The 18,696-nt window shown below is 69.8% G+C and carries 22 protein-coding genes; 8 read left to right on the top strand and 14 right to left on the bottom strand.

The window, feature by feature from the left end:
* Nucleotides 1–86 precede the first annotated feature (86 nt).
* Together K1T34_RS28445 and K1T34_RS28440 are read left to right on the top strand one after the other, a co-directional pair.
* Nucleotides 87–341 carry a DUF2631 domain-containing protein gene (locus tag K1T34_RS28445; RefSeq protein WP_220237838.1) on the top strand — a complete coding sequence of 85 codons (255 nt, stop codon included), beginning with the start codon at nucleotides 87–89 and terminating at the stop codon, nucleotides 339–341.
* Nucleotides 342–367: 26 nt separating this feature from the next.
* Nucleotides 368–1,030: a peptidylprolyl isomerase gene (locus tag K1T34_RS28440; RefSeq protein WP_220237837.1), complete on the top strand. Its 663-nt coding sequence runs from the start codon at nucleotides 368–370 to the stop codon at nucleotides 1,028–1,030.
* 27 nt (nucleotides 1,031–1,057) lie between these two features.
* Here the strand turns inward: K1T34_RS28440 and K1T34_RS28435 are convergent, their stop codons facing one another.
* A complete protein-coding gene (locus K1T34_RS28435; protein ID WP_220237836.1) occupies nucleotides 1,058–1,390 on the bottom strand; it encodes a hypothetical protein in 333 nt (110 codons plus the stop codon).
* 114 nt (nucleotides 1,391–1,504) lie between these two features.
* Between K1T34_RS28435 and K1T34_RS28430 the strand changes: the two genes are divergently transcribed.
* Nucleotides 1,505–2,572 carry an acyltransferase gene (locus tag K1T34_RS28430; protein WP_255637651.1) on the top strand — a complete coding sequence of 356 codons (1,068 nt, stop codon included), beginning with the start codon at nucleotides 1,505–1,507 and terminating at the stop codon, nucleotides 2,570–2,572.
* 54 nt (nucleotides 2,573–2,626) lie between these two features.
* Here the strand turns inward: K1T34_RS28430 and K1T34_RS28425 are convergent, their stop codons facing one another.
* Entirely contained in the window at nucleotides 2,627–4,393 is a 1,767-nt protein-coding gene (locus K1T34_RS28425; protein WP_220237835.1) for an MFS transporter, read from the bottom strand.
* Between the two features lie 127 nt (nucleotides 4,394–4,520).
* The gene (locus K1T34_RS28420; protein WP_220237834.1) at nucleotides 4,521–5,903 is read right to left on the bottom strand and encodes an FAD-binding oxidoreductase; all 1,383 of its coding nucleotides are present in this window, start codon (nucleotides 5,901–5,903) and stop codon (nucleotides 4,521–4,523) included.
* 110 nt (nucleotides 5,904–6,013) lie between these two features.
* Here K1T34_RS28420 and K1T34_RS28415 point away from each other — a divergent pair, with 110 nt between their 5' ends.
* The gene (locus tag K1T34_RS28415; protein WP_220237833.1) at nucleotides 6,014–6,262 is read left to right on the top strand and encodes a hypothetical protein; all 249 of its coding nucleotides are present in this window, start codon (nucleotides 6,014–6,016) and stop codon (nucleotides 6,260–6,262) included.
* 64 nt (nucleotides 6,263–6,326) lie between these two features.
* On the opposite strand, the gene K1T34_RS28410 is transcribed toward K1T34_RS28415, so the two are convergent.
* From K1T34_RS28410 to K1T34_RS28395, 4 genes are all read right to left on the bottom strand, one after another.
* Entirely contained in the window at nucleotides 6,327–6,917 is a 591-nt protein-coding gene (locus K1T34_RS28410) for a class F sortase (RefSeq protein ID WP_220247464.1), read from the bottom strand.
* 41 nt (nucleotides 6,918–6,958) lie between these two features.
* A complete protein-coding gene (locus tag K1T34_RS28405) occupies nucleotides 6,959–7,759 on the bottom strand; it encodes a choice-of-anchor P family protein (RefSeq protein ID WP_220237832.1) in 801 nt (266 codons plus the stop codon).
* Nucleotides 7,760–8,184: 425 nt separating this feature from the next.
* Complete coding sequence (locus K1T34_RS28400; protein WP_220237831.1) at nucleotides 8,185–8,889, bottom strand: carboxypeptidase-like regulatory domain-containing protein; 705 nt, start codon at nucleotides 8,887–8,889, stop codon at nucleotides 8,185–8,187.
* A gap of 65 nt (nucleotides 8,890–8,954) precedes the next feature.
* Complete coding sequence (locus K1T34_RS28395) at nucleotides 8,955–9,731, bottom strand: SDR family NAD(P)-dependent oxidoreductase (protein ID WP_220237830.1); 777 nt, start codon at nucleotides 9,729–9,731, stop codon at nucleotides 8,955–8,957.
* Nucleotides 9,732–9,815: 84 nt separating this feature from the next.
* On the opposite strand from K1T34_RS28395, the gene K1T34_RS28390 reads away from it, so the two are divergent.
* A complete protein-coding gene (locus K1T34_RS28390; protein WP_220237829.1) occupies nucleotides 9,816–10,661 on the top strand; it encodes a helix-turn-helix transcriptional regulator in 846 nt (281 codons plus the stop codon).
* Between the two features lie 50 nt (nucleotides 10,662–10,711).
* On the opposite strand, the gene K1T34_RS28385 is transcribed toward K1T34_RS28390, so the two are convergent.
* The 5 genes from K1T34_RS28385 to K1T34_RS28365 all read right to left on the bottom strand — a co-directional run bounded on the left by K1T34_RS28385 (nucleotide 10,712) and on the right by K1T34_RS28365 (nucleotide 14,658).
* Entirely contained in the window at nucleotides 10,712–11,593 is an 882-nt protein-coding gene (locus tag K1T34_RS28385) for a cyclase family protein (RefSeq protein WP_220237828.1), read from the bottom strand.
* Between the two features lie 74 nt (nucleotides 11,594–11,667).
* A complete protein-coding gene (locus tag K1T34_RS28380) occupies nucleotides 11,668–12,207 on the bottom strand; it encodes a cysteine hydrolase family protein (protein WP_220237827.1) in 540 nt (179 codons plus the stop codon).
* Nucleotides 12,204–13,025, bottom strand: coding sequence for an MFS transporter (locus K1T34_RS28375; RefSeq protein ID WP_255637649.1), 822 nt, complete (start codon nucleotides 13,023–13,025; stop codon nucleotides 12,204–12,206). Before K1T34_RS28375 ends, K1T34_RS28380 begins: the two co-directional genes overlap by 4 nt.
* Nucleotides 13,026–13,186: 161 nt before the next feature.
* Nucleotides 13,187–14,230 carry a tryptophan--tRNA ligase gene (gene trpS, locus K1T34_RS28370; RefSeq protein ID WP_220237826.1) on the bottom strand — a complete coding sequence of 348 codons (1,044 nt, stop codon included), beginning with the start codon at nucleotides 14,228–14,230 and terminating at the stop codon, nucleotides 13,187–13,189.
* A complete protein-coding gene (locus tag K1T34_RS28365) occupies nucleotides 14,230–14,658 on the bottom strand; it encodes a MarR family winged helix-turn-helix transcriptional regulator (RefSeq protein ID WP_220237825.1) in 429 nt (142 codons plus the stop codon). The genes trpS and K1T34_RS28365 overlap by 1 nt, the downstream gene beginning before the upstream one ends.
* A gap of 88 nt (nucleotides 14,659–14,746) precedes the next feature.
* Between K1T34_RS28365 and K1T34_RS28360 the strand changes: the two genes are divergently transcribed.
* Complete coding sequence (locus K1T34_RS28360) at nucleotides 14,747–15,199, top strand: DUF3237 domain-containing protein (protein ID WP_220237824.1); 453 nt, start codon at nucleotides 14,747–14,749, stop codon at nucleotides 15,197–15,199.
* Between the two features lie 460 nt (nucleotides 15,200–15,659).
* On the top strand, nucleotides 15,660–16,886 hold the full coding sequence (locus tag K1T34_RS28355; protein WP_220237823.1) for a glycosyltransferase family 39 protein: 1,227 nt from the start codon (nucleotides 15,660–15,662) through the stop codon (nucleotides 16,884–16,886).
* A gap of 13 nt (nucleotides 16,887–16,899) precedes the next feature.
* Here K1T34_RS28355 and K1T34_RS28350 read toward each other — a convergent pair whose 3' ends face one another.
* Both K1T34_RS28350 and rlmN read right to left on the bottom strand, forming a co-directional pair.
* A complete protein-coding gene (locus K1T34_RS28350; protein WP_220237822.1) occupies nucleotides 16,900–17,172 on the bottom strand; it encodes a hypothetical protein in 273 nt (90 codons plus the stop codon).
* Nucleotides 17,173–17,202: 30 nt separating this feature from the next.
* Nucleotides 17,203–18,309, bottom strand: coding sequence for a 23S rRNA (adenine(2503)-C(2))-methyltransferase RlmN (rlmN, locus tag K1T34_RS28345; RefSeq protein WP_220237821.1), 1,107 nt, complete (start codon nucleotides 18,307–18,309; stop codon nucleotides 17,203–17,205).
* Nucleotides 18,310–18,498: 189 nt separating this feature from the next.
* Here rlmN and K1T34_RS28340 point away from each other — a divergent pair, with 189 nt between their 5' ends.
* The gene (locus K1T34_RS28340) at nucleotides 18,499–18,666 is read left to right on the top strand and encodes a helix-turn-helix domain-containing protein (protein ID WP_220237820.1); all 168 of its coding nucleotides are present in this window, start codon (nucleotides 18,499–18,501) and stop codon (nucleotides 18,664–18,666) included.
* Nucleotides 18,667–18,696: the final 30 nt, after the last annotated feature.

Raw genomic sequence — 18,696 nt, 5'->3', positions numbered from 1 at the left:
GCCGAGCCGCGGCCCGTCTCCGCGGAGCACTCGGGGGTGTGGGATCATTACGGCGTACCAGGTTGAGCGGGTCAGGAGGAGTGATCGTGGCAGGCAAGGCGATCGAGAAGCGCCCCGAAGTGGACCCGCGCGACGAGCCGTCGGCCGAGTGGGGCTGGCACGGGTCGTTCCCGAAGGCCACGCGCATCGCCGGCTGGGTCAGCGTCGTCATTCTGCTGCTCATGATCAAGGGCAACCACGAGAACAACACCGAGAACGTGTGGCTCATCGGCCTCGCCGCGTTCCTCGCCCTGTTGCTCGTAATCGACTTCCGCAAGCGCCGCACGGCCTGGCGCAAGTAGGTTCCCGTTCGCTACCTTGCGGGGCTATGACGTCACGCTGGGTCGCTCTCGTTCTTTCGGTCGTGGCCGGTGTGGCGCTGTTCGCCGCGCCGGCCACAGCTGCGTCCGCGCCGGTTGTCCGCTGCACTTTCACGCCGACGCCGGACAACCCGGCGGCCCGTCCGGTGCTCCGGCCGCTGCCCTTCGCCTTGACGCGCGGCACGGTCGACGTGACCTTCCACTTCAACTACGGGCCGGTCACGGTTCGCTTGGATCGCGCCGGCGCCGCCCCGTGTGGTGTGGCGAACTTGGTGTCGCTGGTCATGCAGCACTTCTACGACCGTTCGCAGTGCTGGCGCCTGTCCGATTCGGAGCGCCTCGGCGTGCTCCAGTGCGGCGACCTCTACGAAGTCGAAAAGGGCGGCCCGGGCTACAAGTTCCCGGACGAGGTGTCGGGCGCGGAGACGTATGAGCGCGGCACCATCGCGATGGGCAACCAGGGCCCGGGGACGAACGGGTCGGAGTTCTTCATCGTCCATTCCTTCGCGCACATTCCCGCGCAGTATTCGGTCCTGGGGAAGGTCGTGCGCGGCATGGACGCGATCGACCGGATGGTGAAGGCCGGCATCATTCCGACCGATCCGAACGGGCCGCTGGACGGTGCGCCGAAACACCCGGTGAAGATCGCGACGGCGTCGTTCGGCCGGTAGGTCAGGCCCGCCGTTCGGCAGCCACTTTCACCCGAATCCCGTGATCAGCCGGGACAGATCAGGGGTCAGGAACAGCTGGAAGTAATACCCGCCTTGCGGCCGGTCATCGACGTAACCCAGCGCGAGGAACACGCCTTCGTAGGCGCCGAGGTCGCGAAGTCCCTCGGCGAACCCGATCGACGGCTGGCCGGCGCGGAGCGCGTTTCGTTGCCGCCGCCGGAACACTGATCTGAACTCGGCGGCGGTCGACGCCCCTGGCCACAGCTTGAAGGTCGCCCCCGCCGCCAGAGCCTCGCTGGCCGACGCGGCGACGTCTCCCGGCGCGGTGGACAGCAGCTCCGCCAGACGTTCGCGGTCCACATCCACCCCAGAACCCGTCCCCGACCAGCACGAGCAACCCCAAAGAGTGAATCGTCGCCGCGCCTGATTACAGTACGCGAGCAGTCGGGCGGCGGACCGGGGGAGCTCATGCTGATGACCCACGAAACCTACCTCGCCACCAGGCGGTTCCCGGCGCTGGACGGGGTGCGGGCGATCGCCGCGGTGCTGGTGGTGGTGTTCCACTTCGGGGGCAGCGCGTGGGTGCGCGCGAACGGGTGGATCGGCGTGCACGTGTTCTTCGTGTTGTCCGGGTTTCTGATCACGACGCTGGCGTTGCGCGAGGAGGACCGCACCTGCCGCGTCTCGCTCAAGAACTTCTACCTGCGGCGGGCGTTCCGGATCCTGCCGGTGTACTACGTGGTGCTCGGGATCTTCGTCGTGGTCACGTACGCGCGTGGTGAGCTGCGGTCGAGTGCGCTGCTGGGCGCACTGCCGTGGTTCGCGACGTTCCTCAACGAGTTCCACGTCATCGGGGTGTTCGGGGTGGCGTGGACGCTCGGAGTGGAGCAGAAGTTCTACCTGGTGTGGCCCGTGCTGGCGTTCGGCGTAGCCGGGCTCGCGTTCGCGAAACGATTCAGCCTCGCGCTGGGCCTGGTGGTCGCGCTCGTCGCGCTCGTGCCGGTGGTCCCCTACTCCGGCGCGTACGCGTCCATCGTCATCGGCTGCACGGCGGCCATCGTTCTCCACCACCGCACAGGGTTCGCGGTACTCAAACCCCTCACGCACCCAGTGGCCGGCGTCGTCGTGGCCGCGGTGATCGTGGTGGTGCAGGTGTTCTTCACCGACCTCACCGTCGCCCTGCACGACGACGGCGGCGTCGCGGTCGGCACGGCGTATGCGGTGCTCGTGGCGCTGATGCTGCCGTCGCTGGTCGCGGGTGGGCCGCTGAGCCGGCTGCTGTCCCTGAAACCACTGCGGTTCATCGGGGAGCGGTCGTACTCGCTCTACCTCATCCAGTCCATCGCCGGCTGGACGCTCGCCGGTCTGGTGCCGCAGCTGGCCCACCCGCGCACGCTCACCGCGGTCGGTGTCACGGCCGTCGCGCTGCTGATGGCCGACCTGCTCTACCGCTGGGTCGAGCTGCCGATGATCGCGCTCGGCCGGCGGGTCACCGCGAAGCGGCCCGAACCCACACCGGCGAAAGAACCCGTCCCGGCATAGAGAAACGGGCCGCCCCGGGAACGAATCCCGGGACGGCCCGTGCACCCGAAATGGTCACCGTTCGCTGGTCGGAGCCACCAGCTCGCTCGGCCCACCGCCGGACTCCCCGGCGACCGCGGCCAGCTCCTCACCCACCGATTCCGAAGTCTTGCCCTTGTCCTTCGTGAGCAGCGACGCGACCGCACCGATCAGGCAGACCACGATGGCGAAGCCGAACGCCACGGCCAGACCGTCCTGGAACGGACCCGAGATCAGGTTCGGGAAGAAGCTGCGCCCGGTCAGGAACGAGGCCTGGTCCGGCGGCAGGCTGCCCAGCTGGCCGCCCAGCAGCTGCTGGATCGGGTTGTAGCCGAGGAACGCCGCGAAGAGCACGGCCACCGCCGGCAGGTGCGCAACCTGGTTGGCCGGCCCGGCGGCCACGCCGTGGGCGGTGAGGCCCTGGAACATCGCCGTCGGGAGGTTGTCCGAGAGGCCCGCGATGATCAGGCTGAAGAAGAAGCCGATCGAGAGCACCATGGCCGCGTTCTGGAACGTGGTCATCATGCCCGCGCCGGAGCCGCGGGCGTCGGCCGGCAGGCTGTTCATCACCTCGGCGCGGTTGGGCGAGGAGAACATGCCCATGCCGATGCCGTTGACGAGCAGGATCGCCGCGAACGCCCAGTAGTTGAAGTTCACCGGCAGCAGGATCAGCAGCAGGAAGGTGATCGCGGTGATCACCAGGCCGCTCGACGCGAGCAGCCGGCTGCCGATGCGGTCGGACAGGATCCCGGCCGTCGGCGCGGACACCAGGAAGCCGACGGTCATGGGCAGCATGTAGATGCCGGCCCACAGCGGCGTCTGTTCGAAGGTGTAACCGTGCTGCGGCAGCCAGATGCCCTGCAGCCAGATGATCAGGATGAACTGCAGGCCACCGCGCCCGAGCGACGCCGTGAGGTTCGCGAGGTTGCCCCAGCTGAACGACCGGATCCGGAACAGCGAAAGCCGGAACAGCGGGTTGGCCACCTTGGTCTCGATGACCACGAACGCGATCAGCACCGCGATACCGCCGATGAGGCACGAGAGCACCATCGGGCTGCCCCAGCCGGTCGGCGACGAGCCGTAGGGCTGGATGCCGTAGGTGATGCCCACCAGCACCGCGATCAGGCCGACCGCGAAGGTGATGTTGCCCCACCAGTCCATCTTCGCGTGCTTGCGCACCCCGGTGTCGTGCAGCTTCACGTAGGCCCAGATCGTGCCGACCACGCCGAAGGGCACCGAAACCAGGAAGATCAGGTTCCAGTCGACGGGCGCGAGGATACCGCCGACGACCAGGCCGAGGAACGAACCCGCGATCGCCGCGACACCGTTCATGCCCAGCGCGAGACCGCGCTGATTGGAGGGGAACGCGTCGGTGAGGATGGCCGACGAGTTCGCCATCAGGAACGCGCCGCCAATGCCCTGCACGATGCGCCAGCCGATCAGCCAGAGCGCCGCGGCGTCACCGTCGAACCAGGTGATGGCCAGGAAGATCGACGACACGGTGAACACCGCGAAGCCGAGGTTGTACATCCTGGCGCGGCCGTACATGTCCCCCAGCCGCCCGAAGCTCACCACCAGTACGGCGGTGACCACCAGGAAGCCCATGATCATCCACAGCAGGTAGCTGGTGTTGGCCGGCTCCAGCGGGTTGATCCCGATGCCCTTGAAGATGTCGGGCAGCGCGATGAGCACGATCGACGAGTTGATCGTCGCGATCAGCATGCCCAGCGTCGTGTTGGACAGCGCGATCCACTTGTATCGCGGACCCAGTTCCGCGAGTGAATACGTTCTGCGCTCGGCCACAGTGAAACCTTTCTCTCGTTCCCTTAGCTAGGCTAAGCAAGTTGCTTGCCTGTGGCAACCAACTTCGTAAATCGGTTACGAGAGAACCGTCACAGGATGATCACTGTCCTTTGAGGACTATTTACGTTCACTCGACCGAGTGAACAGCGAAAACCTTCCCGGGATTGAGGATCCCGTGCGGGTCCAGCGCGTTTTTCACGGCCTGGTGCATCTGCAGAACCGCCGGTCCGAGCTCGTTTTGCAGCCCCGGCCGCTTGAGCAGGCCCACGCCGTGTTCGCCGGTCACGGTGCCGCCGAGGGCCAGCGCGTCGGCCACGATGTCGTCGAACGCGGCCTGCGCACGCCGCCGCGCGTCCTCGTCGCCGGCCGGTGTGCTGAGCAACGGGTGGAGGTTGCCGTCGCCGATGTGCGCGACGTTGGCGATAAGCGTGTTGTGCCGCTTCGCCGCGAGGTCGATGCGCGCGAGCATCTCGGGCACGAGGTGGGTGGGCACGCAGACGTCCTCGGTCAGCAGCGGGCCGAGCCGCTCCAGCGCCGGGTATGCCAGCCGCCGAGCGGCGAACAGCGCGTCGGCCTCCGCCTGGTCCGACGACTGCGCCGCCCACGTGGCGCCCGCCTTCTCGAAGCACGCGAGCATTACGGCGGCCTCGTGCTCCCCCGCCGCGCCCGGCGCGTCGCTGCGGCCCAGCAACACCACCTCCGCGTCGGCCGACAGCCCCATGTTCTTCCACTCGTCCACGGCGACGAGGCAGTGGCGGTCGACCAGCTCCAGCGCCGAGGGCACCACGCCGGCCGCCCGGATCGCGGCGGCCGCTTCGCCCGCCGCGACGGTCGAGTCGAAGTAGCCCGCCACCGTGCTCTCGGGCGCGCGCTGGGCTCGCAGGCGCACGGTGATCTCGGTGATGACGCCGAGCGTGCCCTCGGAGCCGACCATCAGACCGGCGAGGTCGTAGCCCGCCACACCCTTCGCGGTGCGGCGCCCCAGCCGCACGAGTTCGCCGGTGCCCGTGACGACTTGCAGGCCGAGCACGTAGTCGCGGGTCACGCCGTACTTCACGCAGCACACGCCGCCCGCGTTGGTGGCGACGTTGCCGCCGATCGTCGACCACGGGGAGCTCGCCGGGTCGGGTGGGTACCAGAGGCCGTGCTCGGCGCAGGCGGCGCGCAGGTCGTCGTTCACGACGCCCGGGCCGACCACGGCGAGGCGCTCGACCGCGTCGATCTCGTGGATCGCCGTCATGCGGTCGGTGACGAGCACGACGCAGCCGGCCACGGCGTTGGCGCCACCGGACAGCCCGGTGCCGGCGCCGCGCGTGACCACGGGCGTGCGGTGCTTGAGGCAGACCTTCACGGCGGCCTGCACGTCTTCGGCCGAGCGCGGCCGTACCACGACCTCGGGCAGCGCCCACGGCGCCCATTCGGCCTCATCGTGGGCGAAGCTGGGCAGCACGTCGGGGTCGCGCACGAGGACCTCGGGCGGCAGGACGGCTTGCAGGTCTTCGATCAACATGGGCGCTCCCGATCGCGTTGCGGCTTCTCCCGCCAGGTTAGGGCGCCGGGATGTCGAAACGGCGGCCTCTGCTTCGACGTAGGAGTAGAGAGCGAGTTCAGGAGGCAGCCATGGGAACCAGCTCACGCGGGATCGCGATGTTGCGGGCCGTCGCAGCCGGGCGCGCGAGGGTGACCTGCAGCGCCGAACCGGACCTGTTCGTCGACGGTCTGCCGTGCTGTGACCAGTTCACCGCGCACGCTTTGGCCCACGAGGGTCTGGTGCGCCCGGCGCGGCTCGGGCTCATCGGGCAGCAGGTGGCGGCGGAGCTGACGCCGGCGGGCGCGGCCCTGCTGACGACGGTGGCCGCGGCGGCGTGAGACAAAGCAGGGCCCTGCCGGCTCGCCCGAGCGCGAGACGGCAGGGCCCTGGTCCGGGGAACGCCTACGTGTTGAGCGAGCCGTAGACGATGATGTTGTCGAGGTAGCTGTGCGCGGCGGCGTCGAACGCCCCGCCGCACGTGATGAGGCGGATCTGCGGATCGGTGGTGTTGCCGTAGACCGCTTCGGTGGGGAACTCCTTCTTCGCGATCTGGTCGACCTTCGTGACGGTGAAGGTGGCCTTCGACCCGTCCTGGCGCCCGATCACGACCTGGTCGCCCTTCTTCACCTCGTGCAGCCGCCAGAAGATGCCCTTCTGGTGGTTGCCGTCGATGTGCCCGAGCACCACGGCGGGGCCGACCTGGCCCGGCGTCGGGCTGTTGGAGTACCAGCCCGCCTGCAGTGGTTCGGTCACCGGCGGGACCTGGACGGTCTTGTCGGCGTTGAGGCCGAGCGAGACGAGCGAGGAGTGCGCGTCGATGCTCGGGACGTCGAGCGACACCGGCACCGACCGCGCCAGCCCGACCACGGGTGCGGCGCTCGCAGGCGCGGCCGGCTGCTGGGCCGGGGTCGTTTCCGCGCCACAGCCGGACAGGGCGAAGGTGGCGACGAGCGCCAGCAACAGGGCGAAGAGCCCAAACCGGCGTCGGGTCACTGCACGATCACTCACCGAGCGATCACTCACCGAGCGAACACTCACTGAGCGAACACCGTGGCGAGCGAGCCGTCACCGGTCTCCGGCGCGCCGGCCGGGATGACGGTGACCTGGCCGGGGCCCTGGGCCGGCGGCTTGGCGGGGGCGGTGGGCTGGGTGGGCGTGCTCGGCGTCGCCGCGACCTTCGCGCAGGTGGAGGAGGCGAGGACGATGTCGCCGCTGCCCAGCGCGCCGGTGGCCTTGCCGCCGAGGAGCTTCACGTGCAGGGCGTTGACGGTGAGGGAGCCGTCGTCGTGCTTGATCTGCTCGTTCACGATCACCTGCACCACCCCGGGCACACCGATCTTCTGGTTCGGCGCGGTGCCCACGGGCAGCTTGCCGATGCGGCCGAGGTCCAGGCCCGCGAGCTCGGACGACGCGGTGATGCCGTCGGGCGTCGACGTGCATTCGGAGCTGATCACGCGCGCCTTCGGCGTCGCGCCCGCGAGCGGGGCGAGCACGGGCAGCGTGGTGTCGACGATGGAGGCCTTCGAGGCGACCTTGTCGTCGGTCTTCTTCGCGGAGCTGCTGACCGCCTTCGCCGTGACCAGGCCCTTCAGCGGCACGTCCACCACCGACGCCGACGTGGGCCCGTCCGTGTTCGACGGCGCGATCTTGCCCGTTTCCACGGAGATTCCCTTGTCCCCCAGCACTCCCGCCAGCAGTGAGACCGACGCGGACGCGCCGTAGGCCGACCCGGCAGGCGCGTCGGCGGCTACCGCCGAGGGGGCGCCGGTGGCGAGCAGGGCGAGGGCCGGAGCGGCGACCACGAGGGCCCGTCCTCGCAGCAGGGCAGAACGCATGAATTGTCCTTTCGAACACCAAAGAAATGGAACCGCCCGCGGATCCCCGAATCCACGCGTGACCCGACGCAACTGTCGATCACCGGCGAGAACGCGACGCTATCAAGGGGGCCCGGAATTGCAAAGCAAGATCCACTGCGCAGCGCGTCGATCAGCCGAGTCAGTGACCACGTTTTCCGCAATTTCACCACTAAAGAGTGATGTAACGCTGTGGTTTTGGCCGAGTTCTCTCACTCTGCGCTAGGACGTTTCGGCACCTACTTGGCGGATTCCTCGCGCCGCCACTCTTCGGGGTGATCCTGGGGATGGGTGACCGGCGGGCACTCACCGTCATGTGACCACTACGGCGGCTCGTGGGTTTTTCGTAAAACTCCGCGCGGGAAATCGTCGCGGAGAATTGTCCACTATGGAGCGTGGGGTGGCATTCACTCGCCGCCGGTCAGCACGACGACGTGATCCGCCGTCGTGCCGGCGACCAGATAAAGGAAGTCGTTCTCGACGGCGCGGCCGGGAACCTTCAGCAGGTAGTAGCCCGCGCGCAGCCCGGACAGCCGGTAGCTGCCGTCCGGGCCGCTGACCGCGGTCCAGGTCTGGTCGAGCGTCGCGAGGCTTTGGCTCGCCGCCACGACGGTGACGCCCGCGACCGGCTTCCCGTCCTCGACGACATGCCCGTTCACCGGCACGACCGGTCCGATCACGTCGGCCGCCGCGCCGCTGAGCATGACGAACCCGCCGGCGGTGACCACGCACGTGGCCTCCAGCCCGCCGCGCCGCACGCCGTCCTCGGTGACCCGCCCGGTCAGCCCCGCCGTGATGGTCTGGTCCGCCCGCAGTGTTCCGGAGAAGCCGCCCTGCAGTGGCTGGTTGGTCTGGATCCCGTTGAGCGCCATGCGATCCGCGGGATCCGCCGACGCGCACGTCACATGGACGCCGTAGACCGGCCGGCCGGTGTCGTTCGTGAGCGTGAGCGTCCCCCGGACCGGTGCACCCGGCTCGTACGTCGTGCGATCCAGGCTCAGCGCCGGGTCGAGCTTCACCGACGCCACGGCCGCGTCCTCGTCGAGCGGCGCCGCCACCGCGGCCACCGCGAGCACGGCCGCGGGCAGCGCGAACCACAGGGACTTCCGCATGACACCCCCAAAGAGTCAATCACCCGAGAATACCGGGAACTCCGTCGCTGGAGTGCGGTTCGCGCTCAGACTCCCGCGCCGCCGTCGACTCGGAGGATGGCGCCCGTCACGTAGGAAGCGCGGTCGCTCAGGAGCCAGGCCGCGGCTTCCGCGATCTCGGCCGGCTCGGCGCCGCGGCGCAGGGGGGTCGCCGAGACGAGGCGGTCCTGCAGGCCCGGCGACTCCGCTTCCCACGCGCGGATCATCTCGGTGAGCGTGTTGCCCGGAGTGATGGCGTTGACGCGGATGCCTTCCGGGCCGTAGGTGACGGCGGCGGACTCGGTGAGGCTGTTGACGGCTCGCTTCATGGCGCCGTACGCGGGCAGCTCGGGGTTGCCCCGCAGACTGCCGACCGACGACGTGTTCACGATGGCGCCGGTGCCCGCCGTCGCGCGGATGGCGGCGACCTCCGCGGCCATGGCGAGCCACACGCCCTTGAGGTTCACGGCGAAGACGTGGTCGAACTCGGCCTCGGACAGGCGGTCCATCGGGCCGGGCTGCTGGATCGTGGCGCCGTTGTTGAAGGCGATGTCGAGGCGGCCGTAGAGCTCGGCCGCGAGGTCGACGGCGGCTCGCACACTGGCGGCGTCGGCGAGGTCGCAGAGCACGTAGTCGGCGGTGCCGCCGGCGGCGCGGATCTCTTCGGTCACGGTCTTGAGCTGGGTTTCCGTGCGGGCCGCCAGCAACACGCGGGCGCCTTCCCGGGCGAACAGGCGCGCCGCGGCGGCACCGATGCCCCGGCCCGCGCCGGAGACGAAAGCGACCTTGCCGGCCAGCAGGCCGGGTGTTTCGTGGAGTTCCATAAACCCAGGCTGCGACGCCGCGGCGGGCTTATTCAGGCATCGGCAGTACCTGGCTGAGCGCCGTGCGACGCGGATACTGGAGACGTGGACAGGCGAGAACTGGCCGGCTTCCTGCGCAGCCGGCGCGAGCGGATCACCCCGGCCGACGTCGGGCTGCCCGCGGGGCCGCGCCGCCGCACGCCGGGGCTGCGCCGCGAGGAGGTGGCGCAGCTGGCGTTCATCTCGACCGAGTACTACACGCGCCTCGAACAGGCGCGCGGCCCGCACCCGTCGCGCGAGGTGCTCGGCGGGCTCACGCGCGCGTTGCGCCTGAGCGACGCCGAGCGCGAGCACCTGCACCACCTCGCCGGTGAACCCGCGGCGCCGCTGCCCGGGCCGTCGCGCGTGGTGCGCCAGAGCATCCTCGACCTGCTGGACCGGCTGCCGCAGGCCGCCGCGATGGTGATGTCGGCGACGTACGAGGTGATCGCCTGGAACGACCTCGCCGCCGCCCTGATGGAGGACTTCTCCGCGCTGCCCCGGCGCGACCGCAACCTGGTCCGCCGCGTGTTCCTGCGTTCCGACGACCAGCGCCTCTACGGCGTGTCCGACGCCGACGAGTTCGCCCGCTACGCCGCCCGCAACCTGCGTGCCACCGCCGCCCGCTACCCGGACGACCCCGAGGTGACCGAGCTCGTCCACGACCTGCTCGCCGGCAGCGAGCACTTCGCGCGCCTGTGGGCGTCGCACGACGTGACCGCCGAACCCAGCCTGCGCAAGACGTTCCGGCACCCGGTGGTCGGTCCCCTCACGGTCAACTGCGACGTGCTCGACCTGACCGACCGCGACCAGCAGGTCGTGATCTACACGGCCGGGCCGGGCTCGCCTTCGGAGGAGGCGCTGCGGCTGTTGTCGGTGATCGGCACGCAGCGCATGGACGTCGGCAGCTGAGGCCAGAACACCGGAGGCCCAGCACACCGGAAGCTCAGAACACCGGAAGCTCAGAACACCGCGACAGGGTTCACCGGCAGCCCGGTGGTGCCATTGACCCGGGGCGGTGCTGCTACCAGCAGGAAGCTGTGACGTCCCAGCTCTGTGCACGTAGCCGCCAGGTCTTCGACGTTGGCGGCGTCGATCAGCGGCACGCCCAGGCGCCTGAGGGCCACGACGTGCAGCGGGAACGGCACGGCGGGATCGAGCGCCGGGAACGCGTCGCCGATGTCCCCCGCGTACACCGAAACTCCGCGCTGGTGCATCCAGCGCACGGCGTCGATGCTCAGCCCTGGCGACGACCGCGCCGGATCCGGCGTGAACTCCCAGCCGCACCGCACGACGAGCGCGTCCCCGGACTCGACGCGGACGTCATCCCTCAGCTCCGCCGCTTCGAGATCTTCGGCCGTCACGGCGTGGCCTTCGGGAAGCGGGCCGTCGCCGGCCAGGTCCAGGAGGACCCCGCGCGTGACGATCCCTTCGCTGAACGCCGCGCTCGAACCCCTGCGCACCCCGGCCGGGGTCACGCACTCGGCCAGCGGCCGTCCGGAGTAGACGGCCCCGTCGCCGGCGATGTGGGCGAGCGCGTCGAGGTGGGTCGACCGGGGATGGTGGTTGGTGACGAGGAGGACGTCGAGGCTCACGCAGACCGAAGGATCCGGGTGCACCGGGTGCACCATCAGCTGCTGCACGGGCGATTCCTCGACTTTCGCCGGCACGAACGGACCGCTGAGGATCGGCGCCGGCTCGATCGGCAGCGCCAGCGACACCCAGCGGCCCGTCCGCACCTCGCGGGCCGCGCGCGCCCGGACCTCGTCGGTGATGAGGTTCAGCGCACCTCGTTCGTCGTCCTCGCCCCAGCGGCCCCAGTTGCTCGGCAGTTCGGTTGTCATCGAGCCAGCGTGCGGGTTTCGCCGGCTCACGAGCTGACGGTGGCTGCCGCGGGGACTGACGATGTGCGCCAAGGTCACCAGTCGGCGCAGGACCGGATCCCGAACCCGCGACCCGGAAAAACCTTCCGCAGGAAGAAGTCGTGCACTTCCGGATCGGCGTCGGCGCAGCCGTCGGACAGGACCGAGACGCCGTAGCCCCGGTCAGCGGCGTCGTAGCAGGTCGCGGCGACCATCGCGCTCGTCGCCACTCCGGCGACGGCCACCTCGTCCACGCCACGCGCCCGCAGCACCAGGTCCAGATCCGTGCCGGCGAAGGCGCTCGCCCGGCGTTTGAGCACCACGACGTCCTCGGCGAGCACCGGCAGGTCCAGGTCCGTGCCGGGCGAGCCTTCGTGGAAGGTGTCGCCCGCCTCGAAGAACCCGGTCAGCACGGTGTCACCCGGCGGGAGGTCGGCGCGGTTGACCCGGAACGCGGTGTGCACGAACACCACGAGCGCCCCGGCCGCCCGTGCCCGGGGCAGCAAGTCGGTGACCGGCGGCAGGACCTGCCGCGCGAAGGCGTAGTCACGGGTGATGCCCTGCTGGAGGTCACCCACGATGAGTGCGGTCGTCATGGGACCAGCTTCCCGTCGAGCCGTTCCATCCGCCGCCCGGCTGTCGCGAGCACGGCGATGCCGGCGAGCATGATCACGGCGATCGCCAGCAACGCGAAGGTGAAACTACCGGTGGCGGTCTTGATCGCGCCCGTGAAGTACGGCCCGACGAAGCCGCTCAGGTTGCTGACGGAGTTGATCAGGGCGATGCCGGACGCCGCGGCCGTGCCGGTGAGCCCGATCGCGGGGATCCGCCAGAACTGCGGCATCGCGGTGTAGATCCCGGCCACGCTCAGGCACACGGCCACGATGAACAACAGCCCGCTGCCCGCGAACGTGGCCAGCAGCAGCCCGGCGGCGCCGACCGCCATGGGAACCCCGGTGGCGACGACCGCGCTGCGCCGGCCGGCGAACCTCGCCCACGCGAGCATCGCGATCGCCGCCACGACGTACGGGATCCCGGACAGCAGCACGCTGCTCACGTCGGCCGCGCCGTCGACGCCGTGGGTGATCGAGGTGATCATCGTGGGCAGGAAGAACGCGAGCAGGTAGAGACCGAACACGATGGCGAAGAACGTCACGGCCAGCGCCCACACCCGGCCGCTGGTCAGCGCCTGGCGCAGGCCGGTGAGAGCGCCGTGGCCTCGCTGTTCTTCCACTTCCGCCGCCAAAGTCCGCTCCAGCGTGGCCTTTTCACGCTCGTCGAGCCAGCGGGCCTGCGAGGGCCGGTCGGGCAGGAAGCAGAAGATCAGCACGCCGATCACGATCGTGAGCCCGCCCTCGACGAGGAACAGCGAGCGCCAGCCGGCGATGCCGAACAGGCGACGCCAGGTGCGCACGCGGAACTTGAGCCGATTCCGACGGAACTTGATTCGCTCGCGGGTCGGCTTTTCCGGAAACGTCGGAGAATGATTAATTCTTGCAGCAGGAAATCAGGGTCCGCGCGTTATCCCGATTACGGCGAATACGATATTCACGTTTGTGCGCGCTACTCGAAGTCTCAGTACACCGTGGACATCGCCTCGCGCACCTCGGCCAGCGTCGCCTCCGCCGTGGCACCCGCGCGGAGGTTGCCGTCGCGCAGCAGCTCCGACACGAGGGCCGGGTCGCCGGCGAACTCGGCCCGGCGACGGCGGATCGGCGCGAAGTGGTCGTTGACCGCGTCGGTCACGATGCGTTTGAGCGTGCCGCCACCGCCGGCACCCGCCTCCCGGGCGATCTCCCTCGGATCGACGCCCCGGCACAGCGCGGCCAGCAGCACCAGGCTCGACACCTCCGGCCGCCGCTGCGGCTCATAGGTGATCACGCGTTCGGAATCCGTCTTGGCGCCCTTGAGAAGCCGCGCCGTCTCGTCCGCCGAGGCCCGCAGCGCGATCGCGTTGCCACGGCTCTTGCTCATCTTCCGGCCATCGGTGCCCAGCAACGACGGCGCCGCGGACAACAGTGGTTCCGGCTCCGGGAAGACGCGGCCGTAGCGGTCGTTGAACCGGCGCGCGACGGTCCGGGTCAGCTCGAGGTGCGGGAGCTGGTCGCGTCCCACCGGGACGAGGTTGGCCTTGCAGAAGAGGATGTCCGCCGCCTGGTGCACGGGGTAGGTGAACATCAGGCCGCTGACCGAGCCCTGGTGGGAGTGCGCGATCTCGTCCTTGACCGTCGGGTTGCGCTGCAGCTCGGGCACGGTGACCAGGCTGAGGAACGGCAGCAGCAGCTGGTTGAGCGCCGGCAGCGAGCTGTGGGTGAACACCGTCGAGCGGGCCGGGTCGATGCCGACGGCGAGGTAGTCCAGCACCAGCTCGCGGACATGGCCGGGCAGGTCGTCGGCGACGTCGCGGTCGGTCAGCACCTGGTAGTCGGCGATGACCAGGATCGTGTCGACGCCCAGGTTCTGCAGGCGGACGCCGTTCTGCAGCGTGCCGAAGTAGTGGCCCAGGTGCAGCGGCCCGGTCGGGCGGTCGCCCGTCAGGACGCGGAAGTCCGACGGCGCGGCGAGGATCTCCGCTTCGAGCTCGTCGCTGCGCGCGACGGCGGGGTCGACCTCGGCCATCACGCGTTCCGTCCCCGGTGGTGGTCGACGATCTTCGTCGTCAACCTCAGCAACTGCTCACGCTCGTCCGCGCTCAGCACTTCGAGGCTCGCCTTCTCGGCGGCGCGGGCGCGGGGCTTGACCTTCTTCAGCACGGCCGCGCCCTCGTCGGTGAGGCTCAGCAGCTTCCGGCGTGCACTCGCCGGGTCCGTCGCGCGGGTCAGCAGGCCGCGCTCCACGAGGCGGGAAACCAGCGGTGTGAGCGTGGCGGAGTCGATCATCGTCATCGCGGTGACCTCGGTGAGGCTCGACTGCGGGCTGCTCTCCAGCGCGAGCAGCACCGTGTACTGCGGCGGCGTGATCTCCGTGATCCGCTCCTGCCAGCACGCGGTGGTGGCCTGCACTGCCCGGCGCAACATGATCACGTGGTTGCTCCTCAGCCCGGCCACGATCCCTCCAAACTCTCGTGTACGAATATTTCGTACACGAGAGTACTACAGTGGCGAGCACCGCACCGCCACCCGAAGGAGTCGTCTCGTGCTCGACCTCGTACCCCTGTTCACCCTCGACGTCCAGCTCGCCGCGCCGAAGACCGTCCACAACGGACCCCACGGCGAACGCCGCGTCATCGACATCCTCGGCGGCACCTTCACCGGCGAGCGCCTCAGCGGCGAGGTACTCCCCGGCGGCGCCGACTTCCAGCTCATCCGCCCCGACGGCGTCGCGGAGATCGACGTGCGCGCGACCCTGCGCACCGAACACGACGACCTCGTCTACCTGACCGGCCGCGGCCTGCGCCACGGCCCCGCGGAGACCATGCGGCGGATCGCGGCGGGCGAAGACGTCGATCCGGACTCGTACTACTTCCGCGAGTGTCTGCTCTTCGAGGCGGGCGGCCCGCAGACCGAGTGGCTCAACCGCGTGGTCACCGTCGCGCGGGGTGCGCGCACGCAGTCGACGGTGAAGGTCGACGTCTTCGAGGTGCGCTGACCGGCGCCTGGCCGGGCTGAGCGTCCGCGCTCTCGAAGAGGGCTTCCGGCGTCACGTCGGCGTTCCGCCTGTGCGGTACCTCCGTCAGATCAGGCGCGCACGCCGCGCCCCCGGTGGCCGACCCCGAGACCGTGACAGCGACGTCCGTGGCCTACGCGTGAGGCTTGCTGCACTACGGCCGGTTCGCGGCCGAGTACCGCAAGGCCTACCACCGCTCGCCCTCGGAGAAGCTGGGGTCAAAGGCCCGGTAGCAACTTTCCCGTCGTGCCGGCGCGTGATCACTGGATACCCCCATCAACGCCCTGACCTGCCATGACTCCATCTATACACTCGAAGTATACTCTGTATATGCAGTGACCTTATGGTGATCATCCGCAGCCCCCTGGAACCTCGTCTTCCCGTCAGCAGGGTCGCTCGCCGGCCGGCCGCTGGGCCCTTCGCGTGGCCGGCGATCTCGGTCGTGGCGCCGTGCACCGCCCTCGCCCTGCTGGTCGAGGCCTGGCTGCAGGACTACCACGGCGACGAGCTCTACTTCCTGTCCGCGGCCCAGCACCTGTCCTGGGGCTACGCGGACCAGGGCGCCCTCGTGCCGTTCCTGGCGTGGCTCGGCGAAGGTTCGCCGTTGACCTTGCGGATTCCGGCGGTCCTCGCCACGGTCGTCGGCGTCGTGCTCACCGCGCTGCTCGCGCGGGAGTTCGGCGGCGGCCGCTGGGCGCAAACCGCCGCGGCGGCCGCGTACGCCGCTTCGCCCCGGGTGCTCGACACCGGATCGCTGCTGCTGACCCAGACGTTCGACATCCCGCTGTGGATCGCCACGACGTTGCTGCTGGTGCGCTGGGCCCGGACCGGCTCCGACCGCCTCTGGTGGGGCATGGGACTTCTCGCCGGGGTGGCGTTCACGGTCAAACCGCTGATCGCCGTGTTCTGGGCGTGCTGCGTCGCCGTGCTGCTGGCAACCCGCCGGCGGAGCGTGCCGTGGGCCGGGCTGGGGAAACTGCCCGCGCTCGCCGTGGCCGGTGCGTTGCCTTACCTGATCTGGCAAGGGTTTCACGGCTTCCCGCAGCTGACGCTCATCCCCGTCGTCGCGCAGGAGACCGGCGAGTTCGCCGGCGGCAACTGCGCGGGCCTGTTCCCGGTCTGCCGGGCCGCAGCCGCGGCCCGCATCAGTACCGCGGCGGGATCACGGTGGTGGCGACGGATCGCGTTGGGCGTTTCCGCGTTCTCCGGCGCCGTCGTCCTGGCGACCAGCCTGCTCTCCGGCGGACCTTCGTCACCGGCCTGGGCCACGGCGGCCACCCTCGAAGTCCGGGCCGAACAAGGCTGGAGCGGCTTCACCGACGCGGTGTCCACCGCCTACCACCACCTGCCACCCGCGACGACGATCGTCACCGACCACTACTGGCAGGCGAGCGCGCTGAACTGGTTCGGCGCGGGCCGCGGGCTGCCTCCCGCACACAGCCCCCACCGCGGCTTCTCCTACTTCGGCGAACCCTGGGACGCCGCGCAGGCGATCCTGTTCGTCGGCACCGACCCGGCCGAGTTGCGCACACACTGCCTGCGGGTGTCGGCAACCCCGGCCGACGGTGACCACGGTTTCGCCGGGCTCAACGAGGGCGTGCCGATCTGGCTGTGCAACACACCAAGGCAATCGTGGGAAACGCTGTGGCCGCAGCTGCGCCATTCCTGACCCGGCTGAGCCTTCAGCTGGTCGCGACCCAGGGCGCCAGCAGCACTTCCAGATCCGCATCCGACAACGCCCGCGGGCCGTTCTCGAACTCGTGCCAGCGCGAAGCGACGCGGGCGGCGTGGAAGTCCACGGAGTACGCGCGCATCAGGACGTACATGAAACTCTCCGAATCGAACCGCTCACCCAGCAACGTGCGGGCCGCGCGAGCAACCGCCACCCCGCCGGTGATGTCGCGCAGCTTCAGTTCTTCGGCAGCCGGGTCCAGCAGACACGGGGTTGAGATCACAACAGATTCTCCATCACTGAAACGAAAAACTCAGCCTTCGGCAGCCAACTGGCCACACGCGGCAGCAATGTCCTGACCACGAGTGTCACGCACCGTGCAGGCTACGCCCCCCGCGTTGACCAGCCGCACGAACTCCCGCTCCACCGGCTTCGGCGACGCATCCCACTTCGAACCCGGCGTCGGGTTCAACGGAATCACGTTCACATGCACCAACTGACCCAAGTGCTTCCGCAGCCGCTTAGCCAGCAACTCCGCCCGCCACGGCTGGTCGTTGATGTCCCGAATGAGCGCGTACTCGATCGACACCCGCCGACCGCTCGTGTCCGCGTAATACCGAGCGGCCGACAAGACCTCGTCCACCGACCAGCGATTGTTCACCGGCACCAACGTGTCCCGCAGCTCGTCATCCGGCGTGTGCAGCGACACCGCCAACCGCACCTGCATCTTCTCGTCCGCCAGCTTCCGGATCGCCGGTGCCAAACCCACCGTCGACACCGTCACCGAACGCTGCCCGATCCCCAAACCCGACGGCGCCGGCTCCGTGATCCGCCGCACCGCGGCCACCACCCGCTTGTAGTTCGCGAGCGGCTCACCCATGCCCATGAACACGATGTTCGACAACCGGCCGGGGCCGCCGGGCATGGCGCCGTCTCGCATGACCGCGGCGGCGGAGCGGACCTGGTCGACGATCTCGGCCGTCGAGAGGTTGCGGTCGAGGCCGCCCTGGCCGGTGGCGCAGAAGGGGCACGCCATGCCGCAGCCGGCCTGGCTGGAGATGCACAGCGTCGCGCGGTCGGGGTAGCGCATGAGCACGCTCTCGAGCAGCGTGCCGTCGTGGGCGCGCCACAGGGTCTTGCGGGTCGGGCCGGCGTCGGCGGTCAGGGCGCGGACCTCGGTGAGCAGCGACGGCATGAGGTCCGCGACGAGCCGCTCGCGCGAGGCCGCGGGGATGTCCGTCATGTCGGCCGGGTCGACGGTCAGGCGCGAGAAGTAGTGGTTCGACAGCTGCTTCGCGCGGAAGGCCTTCTCCCCCAGCTCCACCACAGCCTCCGCCCGCTCGGCGGAGGTGAGGTCGGCGAGGTGGCGCGGCGGCAGGCCGCGCTTGGGCGCATCGAAAACAAGGGGGAGGGCAGTCATAACCGATCCAGTATTCCACGTCCACCGGACACGCCGTCAGGACTCCCCCGACCGTGTGCTGCCGGTCACCAGCCGGACGGGTCCGCCCGCAGCACCGCGGCCGCCTCGCGGACGGCGTCGACGATGAACTGGTAGCCCGTGCACCGGAAGCGGGCGGGGACCTCACCGCGGCGGCCCCGCACTCTGTACGTGCACCGCAACACGTTGAAGTACCGGCTGACCCGGATCCGGGACGTGTTCGGGGTCGATGTGGAGATTCCCATGCAGCGCCTCGTCGCGGAGCTGCAGGTGGCGGTGTTCACCGGCCACCCGGAACTGCAACGAAGGCTGGACGCCACCGCGCCCGAACAGGAGTGACGCACCGTCCTCCGGCGGACCTGCACCGGA

This window comes from Amycolatopsis sp. DSM 110486, assembly GCF_019468465.1.
Taxonomy (GTDB): Bacteria; Actinomycetota; Actinomycetes; order Mycobacteriales; family Pseudonocardiaceae; genus Amycolatopsis.
Note: the sequence above shows the minus strand (reverse complement) of the source record. Positions and strands in the feature narration are given on the sequence as shown.